Source organism: Luteimonas sp. MC1572 (assembly GCF_016615815.1).
GTDB lineage: Bacteria > Pseudomonadota > Gammaproteobacteria > Xanthomonadales > Xanthomonadaceae > Luteimonas.
Genome location: NZ_CP067112.1, coordinates 612,228 through 636,702, shown reverse-complemented (window position 1 = coordinate 636,702; position 24,475 = coordinate 612,228). Strand labels below are relative to the sequence as shown.

Below are 24,475 nucleotides of genomic sequence, written 5' to 3'. Positions count from 1 at the left end.
CGTGCCCACCCACCCCCGCGCATCCTCGCAACGCACCGTATCGGGCGCAAGTTGCGTGGGGCCCGCGGCCTGCGCCTAGAATCCCGCATCGGCGCAGGGCGTCGTTCGCAGGGAGCCGCTGGACGCCATGGCGCGAACATTCCGCTTGCCGCAACTCTTGGTGCCCGCGCTGGCGATGTTGCTGGCGATGCTGGTGGCCGCCTGCATGCCGGCGGTGTCGCGCGACGCGGCGGACGTGGCCGATGCCGCGGGCGCGATACCGCCTGCGGCACAGGCCGACACCGCCAGCGGAATCGAAGGCGATGCCGACAGCTATGCGCTCGACCCGGTGCATACCCGCGTTGCGCTGGCCGTCGACCACGCCGGCTTTTCGCGCGCCATCGGCACCGTGTCCGGGACCACCGGCCAGCTGCGCTTCGCTCCGGGCGACTGGAGCGGCGCATCGGTGGTCGCCGAAGTTCCGCTGGCCAGGCTGGACTTCGGCGATGCGGACTGGAATCGCGCCGTCGCCGCGCGCGGCCTGCTCGACAGCGAACGCCACCCGGTGGCGCGCTTCGCATCCACGCGCATCGAGACCGTCGACGATCGACATGCACGCATCCACGGCACGCTGTCGCTGCGCGGCGTGACCCGGGACGTGGTGCTCGACGCCACCCTCAACGGCCATCGCCGCCACCCGCTGCCGCCGTTCCGCCGCACGATCGGCTTTTCCGCCACCACCACGCTCAGCCGCGCCGACTTCGGCAGCACCGCGTGGGGCTCGGTGATCGGCGATGCGGTCGAGCTGCGCATTGAACTTGAAGCCGTGCGCTCGCGCGACGACACGCCCCCGCCCGCCACCGCCACGCCGCAAGACGAGGACACCACCCCGCCATGACCCTCAAGAACATCACCCGCTGGGGCGCCGTCAGCCAGGCCTTCCACTGGATCATCGTGCTGCTGCTGCTGGTGGTCGCCGTGGTCGGCCTGACCATGGGCGAACTGCCGCGCACGCCGAAGTATTTCTGGGTCTACACCGCGCACAAGTCGATCGGACTCACGATCCTGGCGCTGGCGCTGCTGCGCCTCGGCTGGCGCCTGTACGCCGGCGCACCACCGCCGGTCGCGGGCACCCCGCGCTTGCAGGCGATGGTCGCTTCGGTGACCCACTGGGCGCTGTATGCGCTGATCTTCGCGATGCCGCTCAGCGGCTGGCTGTACGACTCGGCCAGCGGTCTGCGTCCGTTCCGCTGGTTCGGCCTGGCCGAGGTGCCCAAGCTGTCGCCGCCGAACGAAGGCCTGGCCGACCTGGCCAACGACGCGCACGAAACCATGTTCTGGGTGCTGGTGCTGCTGGTGGCGGCGCATGCCGGCGCCGCGCTCTACCACCACATCTTCCGGCGCGACGACACCCTGCGACGCATGCTGCCCGGCCGACGCGCGCGCGGCTGAGCGGAGCCCCGGTCAGGGCGCGAGGAATCGCCGCAGCGCCGCGGCGTCGAACGGCCAGTCGAGCTCGCGCCCTCCGGCGGCATCGCGCAGCACCGGCACGCGCACGCCGTAGCGCTCCTCCAGCGCGTCGTCGCCATCGATGAACACGCTGTCGAACTCCGGCGCGCGCGCCTCCGCCAGCACCGCGATGGCGAGGTCGCAGAGGTGGCAGTCGTCGCGCTGGAACAGGGTGAACGGCATCGATCGGGGCCTTGGAACGGGCGGCCCGCGCAGGGGTGGCGCACCGGCGCGGCTATGATAGCGGGCATCCGCGCGCGCCTTTCGCGCCGCCTGGACCCGGCAGCCTCCGGGACACCCGGATCACCATGGCCGTCAGCACCTTCGACCTCTACAAGATCGGCATCGGGCCGAGTTCGTCGCACACCGTGGGCCCGATGCGCGCCGCGGCGCGCTTCGTCGAGCACCACCTGGCCGACGCCGGCAAGCTGCAGGACGTCGTGCGCGTGCGCGCCGAAGTGTTCGGCTCGCTCGCACTGACCGGACGCGGCCACGGCACCGACAAGGCCGTGCTGATGGGCCTGGAAGGCAACGTGCCCAACCTGATCGACCCCGACATCATCCCCGGCGCGCTGCTGCGCATCCGTAGCGAACACCGCGTCAACCTGGCCGGCCGCCATTCGGTGGCGTTCGAGGAAAAGCGCGACCTGGTGATGAACAAGCGCCAGAAGCTGCCGTTCCACACCAACGGCATGCGCTTCACCGCGTACGACGCCAACGAGGAAGTCGTCGCCAGCCGTGACTATTACTCGGTCGGTGGCGGGTTCGTGGTCAACCAGGACGAAGCCGCGGAGGACCGCATCGTGGCCGACACGACGCCGGTGCCCTACCCGTTCTCCAGCGGCGATGCGCTGCTCGCGCAGGCGCGCGAACACGGCCTCAGCATCGCGCAGATGATGATGGCCAACGAGACCTCGTGGCGCAGCGGCGACGAGGTGAAGGCCGGCCTGCGCGAGATCTGGCAGGCCATGCAGTCCTGCATCCAGCGCGGCATCGCCAATGGCGGCACCCTGCCCGGCGGCCTGCACGTGTCGCGACGCGCGCCTGCGCTGTACGCGGAGCTGTCGTCGAGGCCGGAAGCCGGCATGCGCGACCCGCTGACGACGCTCGACTGGGTCAACCTGTACGCGCTCGCGGTCAACGAGGAAAACGCCGCCGGTGGCCGCGTGGTCACCGCGCCCACCAACGGCGCGGCCGGCATCATGCCCGCGGTGCTGCGCTACTACGAACGCTTCTGCCCCGGCAGCACCGAACAGGGAATCTTCGACTTCCTGCTCACCGCGGCCGCGGTCGGCATCCTCTACAAGGAGAACGCCTCGATCTCCGGCGCCGAAGTCGGCTGCCAGGGTGAAGTGGGCGTGGCCTGCTCCATGGCCGCGGCAGGCTTGACCGCCGCGCTCGGCGGCACCCCCAGCCAGATCGAGAACGCCGCCGAGATCGGCATGGAGCACAACCTCGGCCTGACCTGCGACCCGATCGGCGGCCTGGTGCAGATCCCCTGCATCGAACGCAACGCGATGGGCGCGGTCAAGGCCATCAACGCCTCGCGCATGGCAATGCGCGGCGACGGCAAGCACAAGGTCAGCCTGGACAAGGTCATCAAGACCATGCGCGACACCGGCCGCGACATGCAGGACAAGTACAAGGAAACCTCGCGCGGCGGCCTGGCGGTGAACGTCATCGAGTGTTGAGCGGCCCGCAACGCCGAAGGGAGTTCCCCATGCCGAAGCCATCGACCCCGGCCATCGTTGCCGCCGCGCTCGCCTGCGCCTGGAGCGCATGCGCCGGCGCCACCGACCACCCCGTCTACGGTCCACGGCTGCAAGGCTTCGATTACCCGCATCCCGTGCAGACGTTCGCCTTCGACAGCCAGCGCCAGGCACTGCAGATGGCCTACCTCGACGTCGCGCCGACAGGCGCGCCGAATGGCCGCACCGTCGTCCTGCTCCACGGCAAGAATTTCTGTGCCGCGACCTGGGACGCGGCGATCGCGGCGCTTGCCGGGGCCGGGTGGCGCGTCGTCGCTCCCGACCAGGTCGGCTTCTGCAAATCCGACAAACCCGCGCACTACCAGTTCTCGTTCGCGCAACTGGCCGCCAACACGCATGCACTGCTGGCTTCGCTCGACGTCGAGCGCAGCGTGGTGGTGGGACATTCCATGGGCGGGATGCTGGCGACCCGCTACGCACTGCAATATCCCGACGCGGTCGAGCAGCTGGTGCTGGTGAACCCGATCGGCCTGGAGGACTGGAAGGCCCTTGGCGTGCCGTGGCGCGACGCCGCCGACTGGTATGCCGGCGAGCTCAGGACGTCGTTTGATTCCATCCGCGCATACCAGCTCGATGTCTACTACGGCGGCCAGTGGAAACCCGCATACACACGCTGGGTGACCATGCTCGCCGGCATGTACGCAGGGCCGGGCGGCGAGCGCGTGGCCTGGAACCAGGCACTGGCCTCCGACATGGTCTTCAACCAGCCGGTCGTGCACGAGTTCGGCGACATCGCGGTGCCGGCCACGCTGTTCATCGGCCAGAAGGACCGCACCGCCATCGGCCGCGACCGCGCGCCGGAAGGCCTCAAGGCCCGGCTCGGCGACTACCCGGCGTTGGGCCGGCGCGCCGCGGCCGCCATTCCGGGCGCAACCCTGGTCGAGTTCGACGATCTCGGCCACTCGCCGCAGGTCGAGGCCCCGGAACGCTTCAACGCCGCACTGCTCCAGGCGCTGTCGACGACGCCAGCCGGCAAGGCGGACTGACCTCGCCCTGCCCCGACGCCGGCGCACCCAGCGCCGAGCGCAGGATCGCGTCGATGCGCTGACCTCCCTTCAGGAACGCATCGTGGCCGTGCGGAGAGCGCAGCACGCGCAGGCGTGCCGGGCCGCCGATGGCTTCGACCAGGTCGACCGCGTCGGAAAGGGGGACCAGCTGATCGCCATCCACCGCGACCACGGTGGTGGGCACGCGCACCGATGCGGGATCAAGACGATGCAGCTCGGTCGACTCCGAGAGTCGCTGCTGGCCCGCGGGATACGCGCGATGCGCTCCGCTCACCGCTACCAGGCATGCGAGGCGACCGCCGTGGCGCACGGCGAACTGCAGGCCCACCATCGCGCCGTACGAATAGCCGACGAACGCGTGCAGGCGCGCGATGCCGAGGGCGTCGAGCAGCAGCGCCGAGGCATCGGCCTGGTCGGCGGCGTCGATCGGGGCGTCCAGGCGGCCATCGGCACCGACATGGTCGAACGCGAGCAGGCGCATCCGCGCGGGGTCAAGCGCGGTTCCGGCACCGGCTACCGCGTCGGCCCAGCCACGCGCGGGGAACGTCGCGCAGGACACCAGGTGGCGATCGGCGGAGACGCCGCCGGCCACCAGCACGACCGGCGCGTCCACCGCCCCCTGTAGTTCGTAGGCCAGCCGCAGCCGGCGCGGGTCGGCGTGGCGCATCGGCAGCACCACCTCCACTTCGCCACGGACGGCGACGCAGCGCGTGGCCGTATCCGCTGCAGGCGGCGCGGCATCCGCCGCGTCGTGGTGCGAAGGCGTGGATGCGAAGGCGGGCGTGGTGCGTTCGACGAGGCTCATGGCAAATCCGGAAGGGGACAAGGCCATCGACGCCAACGGGGCATGCCGGAGATGTGCCGCGCGCTTCGCAGCGCGCAACGCCACGGATGCCGCATGGGCGATCCGCAACCATCTTCCGGTGGACACACAGGTCCCCGCAGGACTTGGCACAGCGGACGGAGCTTGCGCTCCATCCAGTTGCCCCGGCGTCTTCGGGCCTGTCCCTCGGCCGGTCACGATGGATGGCGCGCAGGTTGCCAGCGCCCGCGCGGCTTGTCAATCGCTTCATGCGGATAGAGAGATGGATATATTCGCCCGCAATGCGTGGCGAGCGATCGCCGGTCGCGCGCCGCTGCCGCATAATCCCGCGATGCGAAACACACTCCTCGCCGGCGCGTTCGCCGTGCTCCTGTCCGCCTGCGCCACACAGGCCCCGCAGCCCCGGATGCAGCCCCCCGTGGCGCGTACCACCGCCGCACCCGCAGCCGCGGGCGTCGTGCTGGTCCAGGAAGCGTGGGTTTCCGCCGAAGTGCGCGGCGAGGAGCTGGACTCGCTGGCAACGTGGAGCTCGGAAGACGGCCGCGTCTGGCTGTTCGCCACCGGCAAGTCGAGCCATCGCCTGTCGCTGTTCGACGGCGACAGCGGTGCCGTGCTGCGCACCGTCGGCGAACGCGGCGACCGGCCCGGCGCCTTCAACCGCCCCAACGGTGTCAGCGTGTTCGGCGACCTGCTGTTCGTGGTGGAGCGCGACAACCGCCGCGTCCAGGTGCTCTCGCTGCCCGGCTTCGAGCCGATTGGCGCCTTCGGCCAGGACCAACTGCGCAGCCCCTACGGCATCTGGCTGAACGAAGTCGCCCCCGGCGAACTCGACGCCTACGTCACCGACAGCTTCATGTATGGCGCGCGTTTCGACGAGCTGCCTGCCGACCAGGAACTCGACCAGCGCGTGCGCCGCTACCGCCTGGATGTCGGCGACGACGGCCTGGACGCGCGCTACCTGGGCGCCTTTGGCGCCACCAGCGGCGCCGGCAAGCTGCACATGGTCGAGTCGATCGCCGGCGACGCCGCGCATGATCGCCTGCTGATCGCGGAGGAAGACCGCAACCGCCCGTCCAACCTGCGCGAATACGACCTCGCCGGCCGCTTTGCCGGGCGCAGCCTGCCGGAGGGCACGTTCGACGGGGAGGCCGAAGGCGTGGTGCTGTGGACCTGTGGCGTGGACAGCGGCTACTGGATCGCCGTGGACCAGCAGGCGCCGCGGACGCACTTCCATGTCTTCGAGCGCGCTGGCCTGGTGCCCGTCGGCAGCTTCCACGGTGCCAGCGTCGCGCGTACCGACGGCATCGCCCTGCACGCCGCGGCCACCGCGCGCTTCCCGGCGGGTGCGTTCTACGCGGTCCACGACGACCTGGCGGTGGCGGCGTTCGATCTCGGCGACCTGGTGCAGGCGCTGCAGCTGGACCCGGCCTGCCTGCACTGACCACGATGCGCGCGTTCGCCGCCTGCCTGCTGCTGCTGGCGACCGCCAGCGCATCGCCCCAGACGCCGGCAGCGCTGGCCCGCCTGGTCATCGAGGATCGCGGCGCCGGCCACGAAGCCTGGGCCGAGAACCTGCTCGCGGGCCCGATCGAGGTGGTGCTGCGTGTCGACGGCGGGCCTGCACCCGCGGCCCGACCTGCCCTGCCGGCGCGCGCGACCGTGCCCGCCCGCGGCCGCGTGCTGGTGGCCCGCGTGGCCGCCGCCGATGCGCGCCTGCGCCTGGAGGCGGTGCCCGGCCATCCGGCGGCGCAGGTGCGCGACATCGAGTACGCCTGGCCGCTGGCGACCGCATCGCTGCGCATCGAACAGGCCTGGGGCGGTCGCTTCAGCCACGCCGACGACGAGAATCGGCACGCTGTCGACTTCGCGACGCCCGTCGGTACCCCGGTGCTCGCCGCACGCGAGGGCGTGGTGATGCAGCTCGAAGGTGGATTCGCCGAAGGCGGACTCGACCGCCCGGAGGACATGGCGCGTGCCAACTTCATCCGCATCCTCCACGACGACGGCACGATGGCCGTGTACGCGCACCTCGCCGCCGACGGTACGGAGGTCCGGCCGGGCGAACGGGTCCGCCGTGGCCAGCGCATCGGCCGCTCCGGCAATACCGGCTACAGCGGCGGCCCTCACCTGCACTTCGTGGTCCAGGCCAACCGCGGCATGCGTCTGGTGTCGCTGCCGTTCCGCATGTTCGGCCCGGGCGGCATCCTCCGCTTCACCGAGGCTGCCGCCGGCGACTGAAAGGCCGGACCTTGAGGGCCCGCGGTGGCCGGTACCGCGACCGTGCGCCAGATCGCGGGCTGTGGCTTTGCTCCTCAAACCACCGCGCAGTGCGGCGTACCGGGTGCCAAGGCCCTTGAGAGCGAAGTCAAGGAGGAGGTGATGGCCGCAGGCCATCGCCGGGGGACATGAGCACTCAAGGGCCTTGGCACCCGGCGCCCCCGCGCGCACAGCCACCGCACCGTATAATCGCCGGCTTCCCGCACACTCCCGGCGCCAGCGCGGCGCGTATCGCCATGCCTGACGTTTCCACCGAAGCCGCCCGCCGCCGCACGTTCGCGATCATCTCGCACCCCGACGCCGGCAAGACCACGCTCACCGAGAAGCTGCTGCTGTTCGGCGGCGCCATCCAGATGGCCGGCTCGGTGAAGTCACGCAAGACCACCCGCCATGCGACGTCCGACTGGATGGCGCTGGAGAAGGAGCGCGGCATCTCGGTGACCAGCTCGGTGATGCAGTTCCCCTATGAGGGCTGCGTCATCAACCTGCTCGACACCCCCGGCCACGCCGACTTCGGCGAGGACACCTACCGCGTGCTGACCGCAGTGGACAGCGCGCTGATGGTGATCGACGTCGCCAAGGGCGTGGAGGAACGCACCATCAAGCTGATGGAGGTGTGCCGCATGCGCGACACGCCGATCATGACCTTCATCAACAAGCTCGACCGCGAAGGCAAGGACCCGATCGACCTGCTGGACGAGGTCGAGACCGTGCTCGGCATCCAGTGCGCGCCGGTGACCTGGCCGATCGGCATGGGCAAGCGCCTGAAGGGCGTGGTGCACCTGATCACCGGCGAAGTGCACCTGTACGAGCAGGGCCGCAACTTCACCCGCCAGGATTCCACCATCTACTCCTCGCTCGATGCACCGGGGCTCGCCGAGCGCATCGGCGCGGACATGCTGGCGCATGTGCGGGACGAGCTGGAGCTGGTGCAGGGCGCCAGCCATGCCTTCGACCTCCAGGAATACCGCGCCGGCCGGCAGACCCCGGTGTTCTTCGGCTCCGGCGTGAACAACTTCGGCGTGCAGCCGCTGCTGGATTTCTTCATCAAGCACGCGCCGTCGCCGCAGCCGCAGCCCACCACGACGCGCCCGGTCGCGCCATCCGAACCCAAACTCACCGGCTTCGTGTTCAAGATCCAGGCCAACATGGATCCGCTGCACCGCGACCGCGTGGCGTTCATGCGCGTGTGCTCGGGCCGCTTCGAAGCCGGCATGAAGGTGTTCCAGGCGCGCACCGGCAAGGAACTCAAGCTCGCCAACGCGCTGACGTTCCTCGCCAGCGACCGCGAGATCGCCGCCGAGGCCTGGCCGGGCGACGTGATCGGCATCCACAACCACGGCACGATCTCGATCGGCGACACCTTCACCGAAGGCGAGCAGCTCGCGTTCACCGGCATCCCCAACTTCGCGCCGGAGCTGTTCCGCCGCGCGCGCCTGCGCGACCCGCTCAAGCTCAAGCAGCTGCAGAAGGGCCTGGCGCAGCTGTCGGAGGAAGGCGCCACGCAGTTCTTCAAGCCGATGATGTCCAACGACATGGTGCTGGGCGCGGTCGGCGTGCTGCAGTTCGACGTGGTCGCGTACCGGCTGAAGGACGAGTACGGCGTCGACGCGATGTTCGAGCCGGTCGGCGTGGCCACGGCGCGCTGGGTGCGCTGCAAGGACGCAAAGAAGCTCGAGGAATTCCGCGAGAAGAACGCCACCAACCTCGCCATCGACGGCGCCGGCGAACTGGTTTACCTGGCGCCCACGCGGATCAACCTGCAGCTCACCACCGAGCGCTGGCCCGGGGTCGAACTGCTCGCCACGCGCGAACACGCCACGGCCCGCACCGACGGCTGACAGGCACGCGACATGGCGGGGGATTAAGATCGTGGCCTCGCCGCCACGGTCGCCCGCCATGACACCTCGCACTGCCCACCCGACCGTGCTCGCGGTCGCCATCACCCTGATGTGCGTGCTTGCGGCCTGCGGCCCGCGTTCCACCGGGGACGACGACAAGCAGGTGGCCGCCGCCGACGCGCCGGACTCGCCGGGCGAGGTCGCGGGCCCGAATGCAGGCGGTGCCCCAGGCGACGCGGCCGCCACCCCGCCGGCCGCGGGAGACGACGACGTGCTGAGCGGCGTTCCGCAGTCCATTCCCCTGCCCGCGCGCACGACCCCCACTCCACCGCTGCCGGACGACACCGAGGTCACCTACCTGTGCGCCGACGGCAGCGACCTGCGCGTCCGCTATGCCGCAGGCCTGGCCAGCGTGACCCTGGGCGTCGACAAGGTCGCGACCCTCGCGCTTTCGCCCGAAGCCAGTGCCGAGCACGGCGGCGAGGTCTACGTGGGGCAAGGCCAGGGACTGCGCAGGATCGGTGGCGTGGTGGAATTCGACCCCGGCAAGGGCGAAGACGCGATCCGCCGCTGCGGCGAGGCGTCCAGCACCGCCTGAGCCGCCACGCCGCGTCTGGTGGGAGGCGGCGTGCAGGCATGTGCATGTCATCATCACCCCTCGGACCTGTCCCCCGGAGGCCGCGTTGAACACGATGAGCCTGCGCCAGAAGCGCGAAGAACTGGCCAGTGCGCTGACCCACGGCCTCGGCGCCTCGGCGGCGCTCGCCGGTGGTGCGGTGCTGGTGACGCTGGCGGCGATGCGTGGCGACGGTTGGCAGCTCGGCGCCGCCATCGTCTTCGGCACTTCGCTGCTGCTGCTCTACGTCGCGTCGACCCTCTACCACGCGTTCCGCGATCCGGTGCTGAAGGGTCGGCTCAAGGTGTTCGACCACTGCGCGATCTACCTGCTGATCGCCGGGACCTACACACCGTTCACCCTGATCGGCCTGCGCGGGCCGCTGGGATGGTGGATGTTCGCCGCGATCTGGACGCTGGCACTGGCCGGCGTGGTGTTCAAGCTGTTCTACACCGGGCGTTTCAAGCGCCTGTCCACGCTCGTCTACGTGGCCATGGGCTGGATGGTGCTGGTCGCGATCAAGCCGGTGCTGGCGGCGCTGGACACGTGGACCTTCGCCTGGCTGGTGGCCGGGGGCGTGGCCTACACGCTGGGAACGTTGTTCTACCACCGCGAGTCGCTGCCTTACTCGCACGCGATCTGGCACATGTTCTGCGTCACCGGGAGCGCCTGCCATTACATCGCGGTCATGGCCCAGGTGGCGGTTCCGGTCGCCTGAACATGAAGGCCGTGTGCACCGGCAGTGGGAGATTCACTCCCGTTTGATGTTCCTCGGCGGAAGGTGGCGGCCTGACCGCAACCGGGCCGCGCATGCCTCCTGAAACCCCGCCACCTGCCGCGTCGCCCCCGCGGGCGCCACGGCCGCGTGCGCTCGACGCGGTCATCGCGCACCCGTGGAGGAGCGCTGCCACCGCACTTGCGGTGGCGATCGTGGTCCTGGTGCTGCTCTGGGACTGGAACTGGTTCAAGGGACCGGTGGAGCGGATCGTCTCCGCGAAGACCGGTCGCAGCTTCGACATCGGTGGCGACCTCGATGTCGATCTCGGGCGCATCACGGTGGTCCGCGCCGGCAAGCTGCGGCTAGGCAACGCCGACTGGTCGGACGAACCGATGATGGCCAGCGCCGACCAGCTTGAACTGCACGTGCGCCCGTTCACGCTGCTGCCCGGGCGCCAGGCGCGCATTCCCGAACTGCGCCTTTCGCGGCCCGACCTGCTGCTGGAGAAGGGCGACGCGGGCGGCAACTGGGTGTTCCCCGGCATGGATGGCGATGGGCCGGGCCCGGTGTTCGAGCGCCTGTGGGTGGATGACGGCCGCCTGCGCTTCATCGATGCCGCCGGGGGCACCGACATCGATCTCGCGGTGGCCAGCCGCGCGCCCAAGGACACCACCACCGCACCGCCGATCACCGTCAAGGGCAGCGGCCACTGGCGCGGCGAAGCATTCACCCTGTCGGGTGCCGCGGCGTCGCCGCTGGCCTTGCAGGCGAGCGAGCGCCCCTACGCCATCGACCTGCGCGCCTCGGCGGGCCCCACCCGTGCCCACGCACGCGGCACGGTGACGGACCCCATCCGGCTGGCCGACTTCGACCTGCGCATGGCGCTGTCCGGTCGCAACCTGGACGACCTCTATCCGCTGATCGGCGTGGCCCTGCCGCCCACCGCGCCGTATTCGCTCGACGGCCGCTTCACCCGCGATGGCGCCACCTGGAACTACGACGATTTCACCGGCAAGGTCGGCGACAGCGACCTGGCCGGCTCGGCCAGCGTCACGACCGGCGGAGAGCGGCTCATGTTGCGCGGCAACCTGCATTCCGCGCGCCTGGATTTCGATGACCTCGCGGGCTTTGTCGGCGCTGCACCGCAGTCCGGCGGCGACGAGACCAGCAACCCCGAGCTCAAGGCGCAGGCCGCAAGGCAGGCGGCGAGCGGGCGCCTGCTGCCGGACACTCCCTACGAACTGCACAAGTTGCGGGCGATGGACGCCGACGTGCGCTGGAAGGCCGCGCACATCGAGGCACCGGGCTGGCCGCTCGATGACATGGACGCGCACATCAAGCTGCAGGCGGGCCTGCTGCGACTGGACCCGCTCGATTTCGGCGTGGCCGACGGCACCATCCGCTCGACGATCCGCATGGACGCGCGCAAGGATGTCATCCGCACCGACGCGGACATCCAGGCGCGGCGCCTGGACCTGGCGAAGCTGTTCCCAAAGGTCGCACTTACCCGCGACGCCGTGGGTCGCGTCGGCGGCAACATCAACATCGCCGGCAACGGCAATTCCATCGCGAAGATGCTCGGCTCCGCCGACGGCGACATCGCACTCGGCATGGGCCGCGGCCAGATAAGCAACCTGCTGATGGAACTGGCGGGCATCGACATCTACGAGGCGCTGAAGTTCCTGATCGGCAAGGACCGCAAGGTCGCCATCCGCTGCGCGTTCGGTGACTTCGGCGTCAAGGACGGATTGATGACGTCGCGCGCGCTGGCGTTCGACACCAGCGACACGATCATCATCGGCGAAGGCACCATCGACCTCGGCGATGAGCGCCTGGACCTGCTGCTGAAGCCACGGCCCAAGGATCGCAGCATCCTGTCGCTGCGCTCGCCGCTGGTGCTCGACGGCACGTTCCGCGACCCCCGATTCCGCCCCGACATGGGCCGGCTCGGGCTGCGCGGTGCCATCGCCCTGGCGCTCGGCAGCATCGCGCCGCCGGCGGCATTGCTGGCGACGCTGGAACTCGGCGGCGGCGAGGACAGCGGCTGCGGCGGCGACTACGCGAAGTAGCCGTCAGGACGTGATGTAGCGCTGCAACTGGTCGAGTTCTTCCTGTTGTTCCTCGATCACCGCCTTCACCAGGTCGCCGATCGACACCACGCCCAGCACCGCGTCGCCATCGACCACCGGCAGGTGGCGGATGCGGCGCTCGGTGACCATGCGCATGCACGCCGAGGCGTCGTCTCCGAGGCCGACGGTCACCACGTCGGCGGTCATGATGTCGCGCACAGGCGTGTCCTTCGACGAGCGCCCGGCCAGCACCACCTTGCGTGCGTAGTCGCGCTCCGAGAGGATCCCGACCAGCCTGCCACCGTTGCCGAGCACCAGCAGCGCGCCGATGCTCTTTTCCGACATCAGGCGGATCGCATCGATCACCGGCGCGTCCGGGCCGATGGCGTGGACTTCAGGTGCCTTGGACTCCAGCAGATGCCTCACCGTGCGCATGGCGGCTTCCCTCGATGTTGGATGGCACGCCCGAGCATACCCCGCCCGCCGGATGCCAGGCGTCGACCAGGTACAGCGGACGCTGCTTGGACTCTTCGTAAAGCCGGCCCAGGTATTCACCGATCAGCCCCAGCGCCACCAGCTGCACCCCACCCAGGAACAGGATGATCGCCATCATCGTCGGCCAGCCTGCGACCGGGTCACTCCACAACAACGCCTTGATGATGATCCACAGGCCATAGGAAAAGGCGACCAGCGCGGTGGCCACGCCAAGGTAGGTCGCCAACCGCAACGGCGCGGTGGAGAAGCTGGTGATGCCCTCCAGCGCGAAGTTCCAAAGCTGCCACAGGTTGAACTTGCTCTTGCCCGACAGCCGCGCGTCGCGCAGGTACGGCACGCTGATGCGGTTGAAGCCGATCCAGCCGAACAGGCCCTTCATGAAGCGGTGGCGCTCACGCAGTTCACGCAGGGCAGCGAGCGCCCGCGGCGACAGCAGGCGGAAGTCGCCGGTGTCGGCCGGCACCGGCGTCTTCGACAGGTGCTGCATCACGCGATAGAACGCATGCGCCGACCCGCGCTTGATCCAGCCTTCGCCCTCGCGCGCCAGGCGCGTGCCGTGGACATCGTCGTAGCCCTCGCGCCAGCGCGCGACGAACTCGGGGATCAGCTCAGGCGGATCCTGGCCATCGGCGTCGAGGATGAGCGCGGCACCCTGCGTCACCCGGTCCAGGCCCGCGGTCAACGCCGCCTCCTTGCCGAAATTGCGCGACAGGCGCAGCAGCGACACCCGCGCATCGGCGGCCGCCAGCGCCTGCATCACCTGCCAGGTGCCGTCGCTGCTGCCGTCGTCGACATACAGCACGCGACCCTCGACGCCGCTGGTCGCGGGCAGCGCGTCCAGCACCACGGCCAGGCGGCGGTGCAGCACAGGCAGCGGCTCCGCCTCGTTGAAGGCGGCCACCACCACGGTCAGGCGATCGGGTTCCATGGCGGCATCGTAACGCGCGGGCTTACTTCAGCGCCTCGCGCCACGCCGGGCCATCGAGGTTGCGCATGTTGCGTTCGATCCAGCGTGCGCGACGCTGCACGTAGGGTCCCGGCCGGTGCGCGCTGTAGCGCTTCGGGCTGGGCAGCACGGCCGCCAGCCGCGCGCTCTCCGACGGCCCGAGGCGAGCCGCATCCTTGCCCCAGTAGCTGCGCGCCGCCGCCTGCGCGCCGTAGATGCCGTCGCCGAACTCGGCGACGTTGGCGTACACCTCGATGATCCGGCGCTTGGGCCAGAGGGCCTCGATCAGCAGCGTGTACCAGGCCTCGGCGCCCTTGCGCACCCAACTGCGCCCGCTCCACAGGAACAGGTTCTTGGCCAGCTGCTGGCTGATGGTGCTGGCACCGCGCGTGCGCCCGCCGCGGGCGTTGTGCGCGCGCGCCTGCTCGATGGCCTTGAGGTCGAAGCCGCGGTGGGCGAGGAAGTTCTGGTCCTCGGCGGCGACCAGCGCCAGCGGCAGCGTCGGCGCGAGCTGCTCGAGGTCGCGCCAGTCGTAGGCGATGCGGAAGCCGGTGTCGCCCGCGCGCAACGCGTCGAACTGGCGGATCGCCATGAACGCCGTGAACGGCGGATCGACGAAGCGCAGCGCCAGCACCTGCACGACGCTGAGCACGACCAGCAGGAGCGGCAACTTCCACAGCCAGTGCCAGCGGCTGCGGCGCCGCGCCGGCTCCGTCGGTGGCGGTGACAGCCTGTCCTTGTCACGCGAAGCGATCATCCCCATCTCCCCCGGTCTCCCGCAGCGGGCCGGAACCGGCGATTATCCGCCCCCGACCACGCCCGGCAATGCACCGGAACCCCCATGACCCATCCAGACCGCGACCATCTCACCCGTTTCCTCCTGCCGCGCGCCGGCGTGCGCGGCGTGCACGTGCACCTCGATGCCACCTGGCAGTCGATCGCCTCGAGCGACGACTACCCACCGATGGTGCGCGCCATGCTGGGCGAATCCGCCGCGGCCTCGGCGCTGTTCACCGGGCACACCAAGGTCGACGGGCGGCTTTCCGTGCAGCTGCGCGGCACCGCCGGGCTGCGCACGCTGTTCGCCGAGTGCACTGCCGCCGGCACGCTGCGCGGGATCGCCCGCGTGGCTGACGGCGCGGGTGACATCGCCGGCCTGCATGCCATCGGCGAGGACGCGCTCCTGGCGATCACCATCGAGAACCCGGGTATCGGCGACCGCGAGCCGGTGCGCTACCAGAGCCTGGTGTCTCTGGATGCGGCCGACCTCTCGGCCGCCTTCGAGGCGTACTTCGTGCAGTCCGAGCAGTTGCCGACGCGTCTCCTGCTGGCCGCCGACAGTGACGCCGCCGTGGGACTCATGCTGCAGAAGCTGCCGGGCGACAGCGTCGCCGACGTCGACGGCTGGGACCGGGCCAGCGCACTTTTCGCCACCCTGCGCGCCGGGGAACTCCTCGAGACCGGCGTCGCCGAGCTCCTGCACCGCCTGTTCCACGAGGAAGATCCGCAGATCGTGGGTGGCAGGCCGTTGGAGTTCGCCTGCTCATGCTCGCGCGGGCGGGTGGAGGCCATGCTCGCCTCCCTCGGGCGGGTCGAAGCCGAAGCCGCGTTGGCCGATGGCGTCGCCTCGGTGCGTTGCGAGTTCTGTGGCCAGGCCTATACGTTTGACACGGCCGGAATACACGCGATCTTCACGGAAGACAGGCGCCCAATGGATGCCCCGCCCCGTCTGCAATGAGACGTGGCGCGGTATTCAGGGGATTGTTAAGGAAACATAAATCCACTAGAGTCCGGCTTGAACGGGCAGGGAACTTCCGCCCGGAATTAGGGGTCGAAAGCGGGCCATGAAGCTGCGCATTGCACAACTGTCGCTGTCCCTGCTGCTCGCCTTCGGCGTGGCGGCTGGCGCGCATGCCCAGTCGTCCAAGCGCGACCAGGCGGTGCTTCCGGTCTGGAACCAGTCCAGCGGCAAGGTCGAGGCGGTGTTGCTGCTCGAGCCCACCAACAACGAGGCGGGATCACGGCTGCGCTTCGGCGACAGCACGCTGGACGCCGCGTTCGGCATCGAAGCCGGGAACTCGCTGGGCGTGTTCTGCGACCGCGAAACCGGCCTGGCAAGCGCGCTCGGCAACCTGGCCAACAATTGCATGCTGGCCAGCTTTGGCGACGGTGAAAGCCGTCGCGCCAGTGGAACCGCCGCGTTCAATGCCGGCAACAGCCGGGTCGGCCTGACCGCGGGCACTGGCACCGGCACCCTGCCCGGCTGGCTCAGCCCCGGAACCCGCGTCGGCGCCAGCAAGATCGATGTCAACGACCTGACGGTGTTTGCACAGCGCAACATCGGCCGCGAGGGCGTGGTGTCGATTGCCGGCACCATGGCAAAGGCCACCCTGATGACTCCCGCCGAAGCCACGAGCCTCGGCCTGTCGGACCAGTGGACGTCGCGAACCCTGAGCATCGGCGGCGGTTTCGGCCGCTTCGGAGCCAACATCGTCGGTCACGTGGTCGACACGCCCGGCCAGCCGAAGTGGGAAGGCCTCGGCCTCGGCCTCACCTGGCGCACGCCGTGGAGCGGCCAGCTCACCGTGGGCGCGGACAACCTCGTGACCCGCGGCAAGAATCCCTTTACCCCGACCATCGACGGGCGTGAAGACGAGGGCACAGTGCCCTATGTGCGCTACGAGCAGGATCTCTAAGCGCCTGATTTCATTACGCTTCCTGCAACGAAGCACTCGGCTTTTAACAACACTTTAATTTTCTCTCCGTCGGGACTACTATCGGTCCCGGCCTTGCTGGCATTGGCGTCTCCTTGACGTCACCGGTGGGGTTCCCATGGGATTTACCCAAGACTCACTTGGAGAGAGAGAGATGACCCTTAAGACCACAAGGCTCCGCGACGCGATTACTTTCGCGATCGCAACGGGCGCCACGGCCCTCGCGGGCACTGGCATCGCATATGCCCAGGACGCCACCGACCAGACCACAACGCTTGACCGCATCGAAGTGACCGGCTCGCGCATCAAGCGCACCGAAGTCGAGACCTCGCAGCCGGTCTTCACCCTCAGCCGCGAAGAGATCCAGGCCCAGGGCCTGACCTCGGTCGGCGACGTGATCCAGAACCTGTCCGCCAACGGCTCGGCGCTCAACAGCACGTTCAACAACGGCGGCAACGGCGAGACCCGCGTCAGCCTGCGCAACCTCGGCTCGGCCCGCACCCTGGTGCTGGTCAACGGCCGTCGCTGGGTTGGCGGCACCGGCCTGGGTGGCGCGGTCGACCTCAACACCATTCCGACCGCCGCGGTCGAGCGCATCGAAGTCCTGAAGGCCGGCGCGTCGTCGATCTACGGCTCCGACGCGATCGCCGGCGTGGTCAACCTGATCCTGCGCACCGATTTCCAGGGTGCCGAAGGCAATGCGTTCCTCGGTGGCTACGACAAGGGCGACGGCTTCCGCGAGTCGTACGACCTGACCATCGGCACCTCCGATGATCGCTTCACCGCGATGTTCGGCGTCGGCTACGTCAAGGAAGAGCCCGTGATGGCGGGCGACCGCCCCGAATCCGCCGAGCCCTACTACAAGACCGGCAACCTGCTCGGCAGCTCGACCACCCCGAACGGCCGTTTCGCGATCTGTACCGGCGTGATCAACCCGATCAGCGGCGCGTGCTCGGTCACGGAAACGCGTCCGAACGGCACCGGTGGCCAGTTCACCTACGACCCCGGCCAGTCCGGCACCAACTGGCGCAACTACGCCGGTACCGATGCCTACAACTTCGCCCCGCTGAACTACCTGGTCACGCCGCAGGAGCGCAAGTCGATCTTCGGTCGCGCCAGCCTGGCGCTCACCGACAACACGTCGGCGTTCGTCACCGCGACCTACAACAACCGTCGCTCCGAGCAGCTGCTCGCCGCGATGCCGATCGTCCTCGGCACCGGCCCTGGCGCCGGCGTGCAGGCGCGTACCGTCAGCATCAGCGAGTTCAGCCTGTACAACCCGTTCGGCGAGCCGGTGAGCCGCATCCAGCGTCGCGCCAACGAGACCGGTGGCCGCTCGTTCGCCCAGAACGTCGACACCTTCGGCTTCAACGGCGGCCTGGAAGGCAGCCTGGAGCGTTGGGGCAAGTTCATCACCTGGGATGCCGGCTTCAACTACGCCCGCAACGACCAGAACGACACCACCAACGGCCTGTTCAACATCCCGGCTCTTCGCCAGGCGCTCGGCCCGTCCGAGCTCCGCAACGGCATTCCGGTCTGCGTGACTGCCCCGGGTGGCGCGGTCATCGCCGGTTGCGTGCCGATGAACCTCCTCGGTGCGCAGGGTTCGATCACGCCGGAGATGCTCGCGTTCTCGAGCTTCGTCGCGCATGACGAGTTCGGCTACAAGATGAAGCAGTACTACGTCAACGGCTCGATGGAGCTGTTCGACCTGCAGGGCGGCACCGTCGCGATCGCTGCGGGCCTCGAGCACCGCGAAGAGTCTGGCTTCGACCAGCCGGACGCGCTGATCAACTCCGGCAACACCACGGGCAACGCGCGTACCGCCACCAATGGTGCCTACAAGGTCGACGAGGCCTACGTCGAGCTCGCGATCCCGGTGCTGTCCGACCTGCCGTTCGCCGACCTGCTGGAATTCAACCTCGCCTCGCGCGTGTCGGATTACAGCAACTTCGGTGACACGGTCAACTCGAGCTTCGGCTTCAAGTGGCAGCCGATCGAGGACCTGCTGGTCCGCGGCAACTGGGCCCAGGGCTTCCGCGGTCCGTCCATCGCCGAGCTGTTCCAGGGCGTCTCGGATTCGTTCCCGAGCATCTCGGACCCCTGCTCGACCACGTTCGGCGGCGTGTACAACCAGCTGACCCCCGAACAGCAGGCGCGCTGCCATGCGCAGGGCGTCCCGGTCGGTGGGTATGACCAGGGCAACACGCAGATCCGCATCAGCGTGGGTGGCAACACCGAGCTGATGCCGGAGACCTCGGTCACCAAGACCCTGGGCATGGTGTGGAACCCGGGCATGATCGAAGGCTTCGACGTGTCGCTCGACTGGTGGAAGATCGATCTCGAGAACACCATCACGTCGTTCAGCGGCCAGTTCATCCTCGACCAGTGCATCGAGGAAGGCATCAGCGCGTTCTGCAACTACACCCGCTCTGCTGGCGGCAACATCGACACGCTGCTGTCGGGCGGCCTGAACGTCGGCGCCGCCGAAGTCGAAGGCTGGGACCTCACGCTGAACTACCGCATGCCGGAAACCGCATGGGGCAAGTTCTCGTTCACGTGGGACACCACGTACATGTCCAGCTTCAAGACGGACAACGATGCCGACGGCGACATCGACCAGGATGACGGCGGCAGCGTGGTGGGCGAATACTTCGACCGCGACAACAACTGGCGCATCCGCAGCAACCTCATGACGCGCTGGGAAATGGGCGACATGGGCGCGACGCTGTTCACGCGCTACTACTCGCGCCAGGAAGAGGATTGCCCGTTCTATTACAACGACTACGGCTTTGGCGAGCTCTGCAATGACGCCATCACCGACGTCGACGGCATCAACCAGGCGGGCTCGCAGAACCAGATCGGCAGCCGCATCTATCATGATGCGACCGTCTACTGGAACGCTCCGTGGAACGCCAAGATCACCCTGGGCGTGAACAACCTGGCCGACAAGACCCCGCCGCTGGCCTACACGGCCTTCGCCAACAGCTTCGATCCGCAGTACGAGATCGGCGGCCGGTTCTTCTACCTGCAGTACAACCAGCGCTTCTGATCGTTTCACCGCTGGTTTGAAATCGACTACGGCCCCTCACGGGGCCGTAGTTTTTTGTGGATCGTCGTCGGGACAGCCGCTTCAGGCGCTCTGGCAACCACCGTCCGCAAGTGCGTCAACCAACGGCTGCAGTTCGCGCGCATATGGCGTCCATGCCCGGCCACGGTCGCGCCGGAACCCTTGCCGGGCAACGTTCGCGCTCGGAGTGGACACCACGCCGGTGCTGCGCTCGATGTCGACCATCGCCGGCTCGAACACCAGGCCACAATGCGCGGCCACGCGCCTGGCCATCGCCTCCGGCTGTTCGACGAGGGCGTCGTAGGACACATCGAGCACGCGACCGGGCAGCACGTCGTGCCAGTGGGCCATCATGCGGCGGTACAGCAGGTAGAAGCCCGCGAGCTCCGCCTGGTCATACGAGTAAAGCGCCGCGCCGGAGAACAAGGTGCGCAGGTTGGAGAAGCAGGTGTCCACCGGGTCGCGGACCAGATGCAGGAACCGCGCCTGTGGCAGTGCCTTCGCGATGAACCCGACGTTGAAGAAGTTCTGCGGCAGTTTCTCGGTGAACCATGGGCGCCCGCGCGACAACCAGCGCGCGCTCTCGGCATAGCCCCGCGCCACGTCATCGAACCCGACCCCTGCGGCGGCCCGCACGAAGTCCGCGTTCGGCCCGGCAGGCGAGGCGATATCCGTGGCGAGTTCCATCTGTGCATGGAACGCGGACGTTTCACCGGCATCGCCGACGTCGCGGTGGCCGGCGAGCATGCGTTCCAGCAGGGTGGTCCCCGAGCGATGCATACCGACGATGAAGATCGGCACGGCAGGCTGCTCGATCGCGCTGGTTTCCGCCAGGAACGCGGGGGTGCAGATCCCCTCCAGGTTCGCGACCAGCCGCGAGTCGTCGTCCAGTTTGTAGTTCACCTGCCCGCGCTTCGTTCGGCAGGCCCGCTGCAGCGCGGCCCAGGCGCCCGCATGGTCCTTCAGGTCGTGCAGCTCCTTGAACAGGGCGTAGGCAAGGTAGACCTCGCCTGGGCCGCCCGGCCGCGCCTGGGAGAGTTGCTGCCGCAGCCTGGGGACATGATTGCGCTCTGGCGTCTGGGTCCGCATGTTGGCGAGCATCAGCGCGTTCTGGAACAACAGCGGATCCTTGCGCAGCGACGCTTCGTAGTGCGGTTCGGCGGCGTCGGGGTCACCGCGAAAAACCTGGAAGTTCCCCCAGACATGGAGCAGCGCCGCATTGTCGGGCGTGCGCTCCAGGCCGCGCTCGACAAGATCGCTTGCCTGCTGGTGGGCGCCGATGGAGCTCAGCATGACGGCCGCGCGCGCCAGTACGTCCGCAGGCGCGCCGTCGGCGAATTCGGGCCAGGCCAGGCACTCGGTCAAGCGGCGGAACTCGTGGAAGTAGCGCAGCCGTTGCGCCACGGCATAGACCAGCGGCGGCTGCACGGGCCGGGCATCGAACGCGCGCAACGCCGCCGCATGGGCGTCCCGGTGTGCGCGACGCCGCGTCAGCATCGTGGACAGACCGATCAGTGACGCGGCATGCGTGGGCTGCGCACTGAGCGCCTCGCGGTACAACGCCTCGGCCGCAGCGAACTCCTTGCGGTCGGCAGCCGCCTCCGCGCGCAACCAGAGCTGGTCGGGTATCAAGGGCATCTCCTGCAGGTGGTCATGGGCGGCGCGATGCCGTGCTGGCAGCGGCCATCAACCGCCTATATTGCGCGATGGTGGGCCTCGAGTGCCCACGCTTCGTCTGCCAGCGCAGGGCGGACGAAGCGCTGGAACCAGTCCAAGGCCTGCCCGACTTCCCGCTCGTGTGCCTGGCGCAGCGCCGCGGCATCCCGGCGGCGGCGGTCCGGCCCGTAGCCATGGGCCACGGCCTTGGCATTCTGGCGCACGACGCGTTCGACGCGGCCCGCCAGCAGGTCCGGCGGTATCCCCAGCCGCAACCATGCGTTGCAGCGCAATGCGACGCCCGCGACGTCGGCAAGGAAGGCGGACGCATCCAGCACCCGCAACTGTTCGCCACGGGTGTCGAGGACCCGCGTGCAGAGGTCGCGCTGCGCGGCCCACTGCAGCGTGGCCGCCGCCGAGAGATCGGGAGGCTGCAGCGCGGCGGCGGGCAGGCGCGACGCCAGGCCTCCCGCACGCAGGGCGCGTTCCGCGAGCTCCGGGATCTTGAGCCGGGTCTCCGTGGTCTTCTTGAGGTTCGAGACCACGAAATCCTCGAGCGACGACGTCAGCACGATGCCGCGGCTTGCGGGCGCGCTCGCCATGAGGTCTTCGGCGACGTTCAGTGCGGCGTGTGTCGGTTTCACGACCACCGCGGCGCCCGGGAACCAGGGCCGCGACAGCAGTGCGACCGATGCCTCGAGCAGTCCGTCCAGCGGCCACCCCGCATGACGGGCGTCCGCCAGGCGACGCAATACCAGCGGCTCCTTCAGGGACGTCGAATACGGCGGGACATGCAGCGCCCTCGCCAGCAGGGTCGAACAACAGAACGACGTGTGGAACAACCACGCCAGCGCGGGCGCCACAGCCGGACGCGGCAACGTGTCGGCACGCACGGCGAGGGCCTCGCCGAGCGGCGCAGGGATGCGACTGTCCAGGAACACGGCATCCTCGAGGCACGCCACGTCCAGCGGGAGGAACCCGAAGCTGCGCTCGGGCACGTGCAGGTCGACCGGGAACCAGCGGGCATCCGACAGGTCCGGCGACGGCCGGGACTGCGGAGCAGCGGGTTCGATCATGGCGCTGGCGCGCCCCGCGGGCCAGCCGGCTCCAGCCTCGACACGGTTTCCTGGTGCGCTGCAGTCAGCCGCGGCGGCATGCGCTCGCCGAACGTCGCGAGGAAGTCGCCGATCGTTCGCATCTCCTCCCGCCAACCGGCGCGGTCGACCGCGAGCAACTCATGCATCGTGTCGGCGTCGACGCCGACGCCCGCGAACGCGTGGCCCTGCGCCAGCGGCAAGCGACCGATGGCCGTGTCTTCCGCATCGGCCCGTCCTTCCACTCGCGCGACGATCCACTCCAGGACCCGCATGTTCTCTCCGAAGCCCGGCCACATGAAGCGGCCATCGGCGTCCTTGCGGAACCAGTTGACGTGGAACACCTTCGGCAGCTTCGCACCCGGCGTGTCGAACGACAGCCAGTGCGCGAAATAGTCGGCGAAGTTGTAGCCGCAGAAGGGCTTCATCGCCATCGGGTCGCGGCGCATCACGCCCACCTGCCCGGTGGCCGCGGCGGTGGTCTCGGAGCCCATCGATGCACCGACCAGCACGCCATGCGCCCAGTCGCGGGCCTCGAACACCAGCGGCACGAGCGAGGCGCGGCGACCGCCGAAGACGATGGCACTGATCGGCACGCCCTGCGCATCCTCCGCGTGCGGCGACCAGCTCGGGCACTGCTTCGCGCTTACCGTGAAGCGTGAGTTCGGGTGCGCGGCCGGTCCGTTCGCGGGCTCGTAGGGACGCCCCTGCCAGTCGAGCGCCGGCACGCGATCGTCCAGGCCCTCCCACCACGGCTGGTTGTCAGCGGTGACCGCGACATTGGTGAAAATGGTGTCGTGCTGGAGGCTGGCCAGGGCGTTGGGATTCGACTTTTCCGACGTGCCCGGGGCCACGCCGAAGTAGCCGGCTTCGGGATTGATCGCCCACAGCCGTCCGTCCTCGCCAGGCCGCATCCAGCAGATGTCGTCGCCGACCGTCCACACCTTCCAGCCTTTTTCTCGATAGGCCTCGGGCGGGACCAGCATCGCCAGGTTGGTCTTGCCGCAGGCGCTGGGGAACGCGGCGGCGATGTAATGCACTTCGCCCGCGGGATTCTCGATGCCGACGATCAGCATGTGCTCCGCCAGCCAGCCTTCGTTGCGCGCCTGGTGCGAGGCGATGCGCAGCGCATGGCACTTCTTGCCGAGCAGGGCGTTGCCGCCGTAGCCGGAGCCGTAGGACTTGATCGCGAGCTCTTCGGGGAAATGCATGATGTAGCGGCGCGCCGGGTCGAGCTCGCCGGTGGAGTGCAGGCCGCGTACGAAGATGTCGCCCTGCTCGCCACGCGCAGCCCGCTCGCTGCCCTCGCGCTCGATGCGCGCCAGCGCGGCGGCGCCCATGCGCGTCATCATCCGCATGTTGACGACCACGTACGGCGAGTCGGTGAGCTCCACGCCGCAGCGCGCCAGCGGCGAATCGATCGGGCCCATGCAGTACGGCACCACGTACATCGTGCGCCCGCGCATGCAGCCGTCGAACAGGGCGTCGACCTTGGCATGCGCCTCGGCCGGGGCCATCCAGTGGTTGTTCGGGCCGGCATCGGCCTCGTCCTGGTGGCAGACGAACGTGAGGTGCTCCACGCGGGCCACGTCTTCCGGGTGCGAGCGGTGCAGCACGCAGCCGGGGTGGCTGTCCTGGTCGAGTTCCAGCAGGGTGCCATCGGCGAGCATTCCGGCCACCAGCGCGTCGCGCTCGGCTTCGCTGCCATCGCACCAGTGCACGCGGTCGGGACGGGTGAGCGCGGCCATGTCGTCGACCCACTGCTGCAGCACGGCCAGACGGGAACCTGAGATAGGCGCCTTGGCCTGCTGGGGAACTGCGTTCATTGGCTTGCGACTCCGGGCTGCGCCAGTACTGGAAAGACCGCGCATTTTAGCCGTCGGAAGCGGGTG

The 24,475-nt window shown here is 69.1% G+C and carries 20 protein-coding genes, 1 pseudogene and 1 riboswitch; of the genes and pseudogenes, 13 read left to right on the top strand and 8 right to left on the bottom strand.

The genetic code is table 11. The features are described 5' to 3' along the window. The first annotated feature begins 127 nt into the window (after window positions 1-127). Window positions 128-877, top strand: coding sequence for a YceI family protein (locus tag JGR64_RS02880; RefSeq protein WP_234446987.1), 750 nt, complete (start codon window positions 128-130; stop codon window positions 875-877). Beyond that, window positions 874-1,431 carry a cytochrome b gene (locus JGR64_RS02875; RefSeq protein WP_199375022.1) on the top strand — a complete coding sequence of 186 codons (558 nt, stop codon included), beginning with the start codon at window positions 874-876 and terminating at the stop codon, window positions 1,429-1,431. The genes JGR64_RS02880 and JGR64_RS02875 overlap by 4 nt, the downstream gene beginning before the upstream one ends. A gap of 12 nt (window positions 1,432-1,443) precedes the next feature. Here JGR64_RS02875 and JGR64_RS02870 read toward each other — a convergent pair whose 3' ends face one another. Further along, complete coding sequence (locus JGR64_RS02870; RefSeq protein ID WP_199375021.1) at window positions 1,444-1,671, bottom strand: glutaredoxin family protein; 228 nt, start codon at window positions 1,669-1,671, stop codon at window positions 1,444-1,446. A 125-nt stretch (window positions 1,672-1,796) separates the two neighbouring features. Between JGR64_RS02870 and JGR64_RS02865 the strand changes: the two genes are divergently transcribed. Further along, window positions 1,797-3,179, top strand: a complete 1,383-nt coding sequence (locus JGR64_RS02865) for an L-serine ammonia-lyase (RefSeq protein ID WP_199375020.1) — start codon at window positions 1,797-1,799, stop codon at window positions 3,177-3,179. A 29-nt stretch (window positions 3,180-3,208) separates the two neighbouring features. Beyond that, the gene (locus JGR64_RS02860; protein ID WP_199375019.1) at window positions 3,209-4,243 is read left to right on the top strand and encodes an alpha/beta hydrolase; all 1,035 of its coding nucleotides are present in this window, start codon (window positions 3,209-3,211) and stop codon (window positions 4,241-4,243) included. Window positions 4,244-4,271: 28 nt separating this feature from the next. On the opposite strand, the pseudogene JGR64_RS02855 reads toward JGR64_RS02860, so the two are convergent. Next, window positions 4,272-5,069 (bottom strand): annotated as a pseudogene (locus tag JGR64_RS02855) (alpha/beta fold hydrolase); the annotation flags it as partial. Between the two features lie 105 nt (window positions 5,070-5,174). Further along, window positions 5,175-5,293: riboswitch (SAM riboswitch) on the bottom strand. Between the two features lie 125 nt (window positions 5,294-5,418). Between JGR64_RS02855 and JGR64_RS02850 the strand changes: the two are divergent. The 6 genes from JGR64_RS02850 to JGR64_RS02825 all read left to right on the top strand — a co-directional run bounded on the left by JGR64_RS02850 (window position 5,419) and on the right by JGR64_RS02825 (window position 12,608). Then, a complete protein-coding gene (locus JGR64_RS02850) occupies window positions 5,419-6,528 on the top strand; it encodes a phytase (protein WP_234446986.1) in 1,110 nt (369 codons plus the stop codon). Window positions 6,529-6,533: 5 nt separating this feature from the next. Beyond that, window positions 6,534-7,325 (top strand): M23 family metallopeptidase, encoded by a 792-nt coding sequence (locus JGR64_RS02845; RefSeq protein WP_199375016.1) that lies wholly within the window; start codon window positions 6,534-6,536, stop codon window positions 7,323-7,325. A 275-nt stretch (window positions 7,326-7,600) separates the two neighbouring features. Then, window positions 7,601-9,205 carry a peptide chain release factor 3 gene (locus JGR64_RS02840; protein WP_199375015.1) on the top strand — a complete coding sequence of 535 codons (1,605 nt, stop codon included), beginning with the start codon at window positions 7,601-7,603 and terminating at the stop codon, window positions 9,203-9,205. Window positions 9,206-9,263: 58 nt separating this feature from the next. Then, complete coding sequence (locus tag JGR64_RS02835) at window positions 9,264-9,803, top strand: hypothetical protein (RefSeq protein ID WP_199375014.1); 540 nt, start codon at window positions 9,264-9,266, stop codon at window positions 9,801-9,803. A gap of 85 nt (window positions 9,804-9,888) precedes the next feature. Next, window positions 9,889-10,539, top strand: a complete 651-nt coding sequence (locus JGR64_RS02830; protein ID WP_199375013.1) for a hemolysin III family protein — start codon at window positions 9,889-9,891, stop codon at window positions 10,537-10,539. A gap of 92 nt (window positions 10,540-10,631) precedes the next feature. Next, entirely contained in the window at window positions 10,632-12,608 is a 1,977-nt protein-coding gene (locus JGR64_RS02825) for an AsmA family protein (RefSeq protein WP_199375012.1), read from the top strand. 3 nt (window positions 12,609-12,611) lie between these two features. Here JGR64_RS02825 and JGR64_RS02820 read toward each other — a convergent pair whose 3' ends face one another. Genes JGR64_RS02820 through mtgA form a run of 3 tightly spaced genes read right to left on the bottom strand, consistent with a single transcriptional unit; the run spans window position 12,612 to window position 14,806 of the window. Beyond that, window positions 12,612-13,043 (bottom strand): CBS domain-containing protein, encoded by a 432-nt coding sequence (locus tag JGR64_RS02820; protein WP_199375011.1) that lies wholly within the window; start codon window positions 13,041-13,043, stop codon window positions 12,612-12,614. Beyond that, complete coding sequence (locus JGR64_RS02815) at window positions 13,003-14,031, bottom strand: glycosyltransferase family 2 protein (RefSeq protein WP_199375010.1); 1,029 nt, start codon at window positions 14,029-14,031, stop codon at window positions 13,003-13,005. Before JGR64_RS02815 ends, JGR64_RS02820 begins: the two co-directional genes overlap by 41 nt. Window positions 14,032-14,053: 22 nt before the next feature. Further along, window positions 14,054-14,806: a monofunctional biosynthetic peptidoglycan transglycosylase gene (mtgA, locus tag JGR64_RS02810; protein ID WP_199375009.1), complete on the bottom strand. Its 753-nt coding sequence runs from the start codon at window positions 14,804-14,806 to the stop codon at window positions 14,054-14,056. A gap of 84 nt (window positions 14,807-14,890) precedes the next feature. On the opposite strand from mtgA, the gene JGR64_RS02805 reads away from it, so the two are divergent. The 3 genes from JGR64_RS02805 to JGR64_RS02795 all read left to right on the top strand — a co-directional run bounded on the left by JGR64_RS02805 (window position 14,891) and on the right by JGR64_RS02795 (window position 19,815). Then, window positions 14,891-15,787 (top strand): Hsp33 family molecular chaperone HslO, encoded by an 897-nt coding sequence (locus JGR64_RS02805; protein WP_199375008.1) that lies wholly within the window; start codon window positions 14,891-14,893, stop codon window positions 15,785-15,787. A 142-nt stretch (window positions 15,788-15,929) separates the two neighbouring features. After that, window positions 15,930-16,745 (top strand): hypothetical protein, encoded by an 816-nt coding sequence (locus JGR64_RS02800; protein ID WP_199375162.1) that lies wholly within the window; start codon window positions 15,930-15,932, stop codon window positions 16,743-16,745. Window positions 16,746-16,917: 172 nt separating this feature from the next. Beyond that, window positions 16,918-19,815, top strand: coding sequence for a TonB-dependent receptor (locus JGR64_RS02795; protein ID WP_199375007.1), 2,898 nt, complete (start codon window positions 16,918-16,920; stop codon window positions 19,813-19,815). Window positions 19,816-19,896: 81 nt separating this feature from the next. On the opposite strand, the gene JGR64_RS02790 is transcribed toward JGR64_RS02795, so the two are convergent. From JGR64_RS02790 to JGR64_RS02780, 3 genes are read right to left on the bottom strand one after another with little or no spacing between them, the layout of a single operon-like run. Further along, window positions 19,897-21,471, bottom strand: a complete 1,575-nt coding sequence (locus JGR64_RS02790; protein WP_234446985.1) for a sulfotransferase — start codon at window positions 21,469-21,471, stop codon at window positions 19,897-19,899. A 56-nt stretch (window positions 21,472-21,527) separates the two neighbouring features. Next, window positions 21,528-22,565 carry a hypothetical protein gene (locus JGR64_RS02785; protein WP_199375005.1) on the bottom strand — a complete coding sequence of 346 codons (1,038 nt, stop codon included), beginning with the start codon at window positions 22,563-22,565 and terminating at the stop codon, window positions 21,528-21,530. Further along, entirely contained in the window at window positions 22,562-24,409 is a 1,848-nt protein-coding gene (locus tag JGR64_RS02780; protein WP_199375004.1) for a phosphoenolpyruvate carboxykinase (GTP), read from the bottom strand. Before JGR64_RS02780 ends, JGR64_RS02785 begins: the two co-directional genes overlap by 4 nt. Window positions 24,410-24,475: the final 66 nt, after the last annotated feature.

Excerpts from the sequence above, each read along its gene's own strand:
- JGR64_RS02865 (WP_199375020.1), top strand. The coding sequence starts at position 1,797 with ATGGCCGTCAGCACCTTCGACCTCTACAAGATCGGCATCGGGCCGAGT.
- JGR64_RS02850 (WP_234446986.1), top strand. The coding sequence starts at position 5,419 with ATGCGAAACACACTCCTCGCCGGCGCGTTCGCCGTGCTCCTGTCCGCC.
- JGR64_RS02815 (WP_199375010.1), bottom strand. The coding sequence starts at position 14,031 with ATGGAACCCGATCGCCTGACCGTGGTGGTGGCCGCCTTCAACGAGGCG.
- JGR64_RS02790 (WP_234446985.1), bottom strand. The coding sequence starts at position 21,471 with ATGCCCTTGATACCCGACCAGCTCTGGTTGCGCGCGGAGGCGGCTGCC.
- JGR64_RS02805 (WP_199375008.1), top strand. The coding sequence starts at position 14,891 with ATGACCCATCCAGACCGCGACCATCTCACCCGTTTCCTCCTGCCGCGC.
- JGR64_RS02840 (WP_199375015.1), top strand. The coding sequence starts at position 7,601 with ATGCCTGACGTTTCCACCGAAGCCGCCCGCCGCCGCACGTTCGCGATC.
- JGR64_RS02835 (WP_199375014.1), top strand. The coding sequence starts at position 9,264 with ATGACACCTCGCACTGCCCACCCGACCGTGCTCGCGGTCGCCATCACC.
- JGR64_RS02785 (WP_199375005.1), bottom strand. The coding sequence starts at position 22,565 with ATGATCGAACCCGCTGCTCCGCAGTCCCGGCCGTCGCCGGACCTGTCG.
- JGR64_RS02825 (WP_199375012.1), top strand. The coding sequence starts at position 10,632 with ATGCCTCCTGAAACCCCGCCACCTGCCGCGTCGCCCCCGCGGGCGCCA.
- JGR64_RS02860 (WP_199375019.1), top strand. The coding sequence starts at position 3,209 with ATGCCGAAGCCATCGACCCCGGCCATCGTTGCCGCCGCGCTCGCCTGC.
- JGR64_RS02845 (WP_199375016.1), top strand. The coding sequence starts at position 6,534 with ATGCGCGCGTTCGCCGCCTGCCTGCTGCTGCTGGCGACCGCCAGCGCA.
- JGR64_RS02870 (WP_199375021.1), bottom strand. The coding sequence starts at position 1,671 with ATGCCGTTCACCCTGTTCCAGCGCGACGACTGCCACCTCTGCGACCTC.
- JGR64_RS02820 (WP_199375011.1), bottom strand. The coding sequence starts at position 13,043 with ATGCGCACGGTGAGGCATCTGCTGGAGTCCAAGGCACCTGAAGTCCAC.
- mtgA (WP_199375009.1), bottom strand. The coding sequence starts at position 14,806 with ATGATCGCTTCGCGTGACAAGGACAGGCTGTCACCGCCACCGACGGAG.
- JGR64_RS02780 (WP_199375004.1), bottom strand. The coding sequence starts at position 24,409 with ATGAACGCAGTTCCCCAGCAGGCCAAGGCGCCTATCTCAGGTTCCCGT.
- JGR64_RS02880 (WP_234446987.1), top strand. The coding sequence starts at position 128 with ATGGCGCGAACATTCCGCTTGCCGCAACTCTTGGTGCCCGCGCTGGCG.
- JGR64_RS02875 (WP_199375022.1), top strand. The coding sequence starts at position 874 with ATGACCCTCAAGAACATCACCCGCTGGGGCGCCGTCAGCCAGGCCTTC.
- JGR64_RS02795 (WP_199375007.1), top strand. The coding sequence starts at position 16,918 with ATGACCCTTAAGACCACAAGGCTCCGCGACGCGATTACTTTCGCGATC.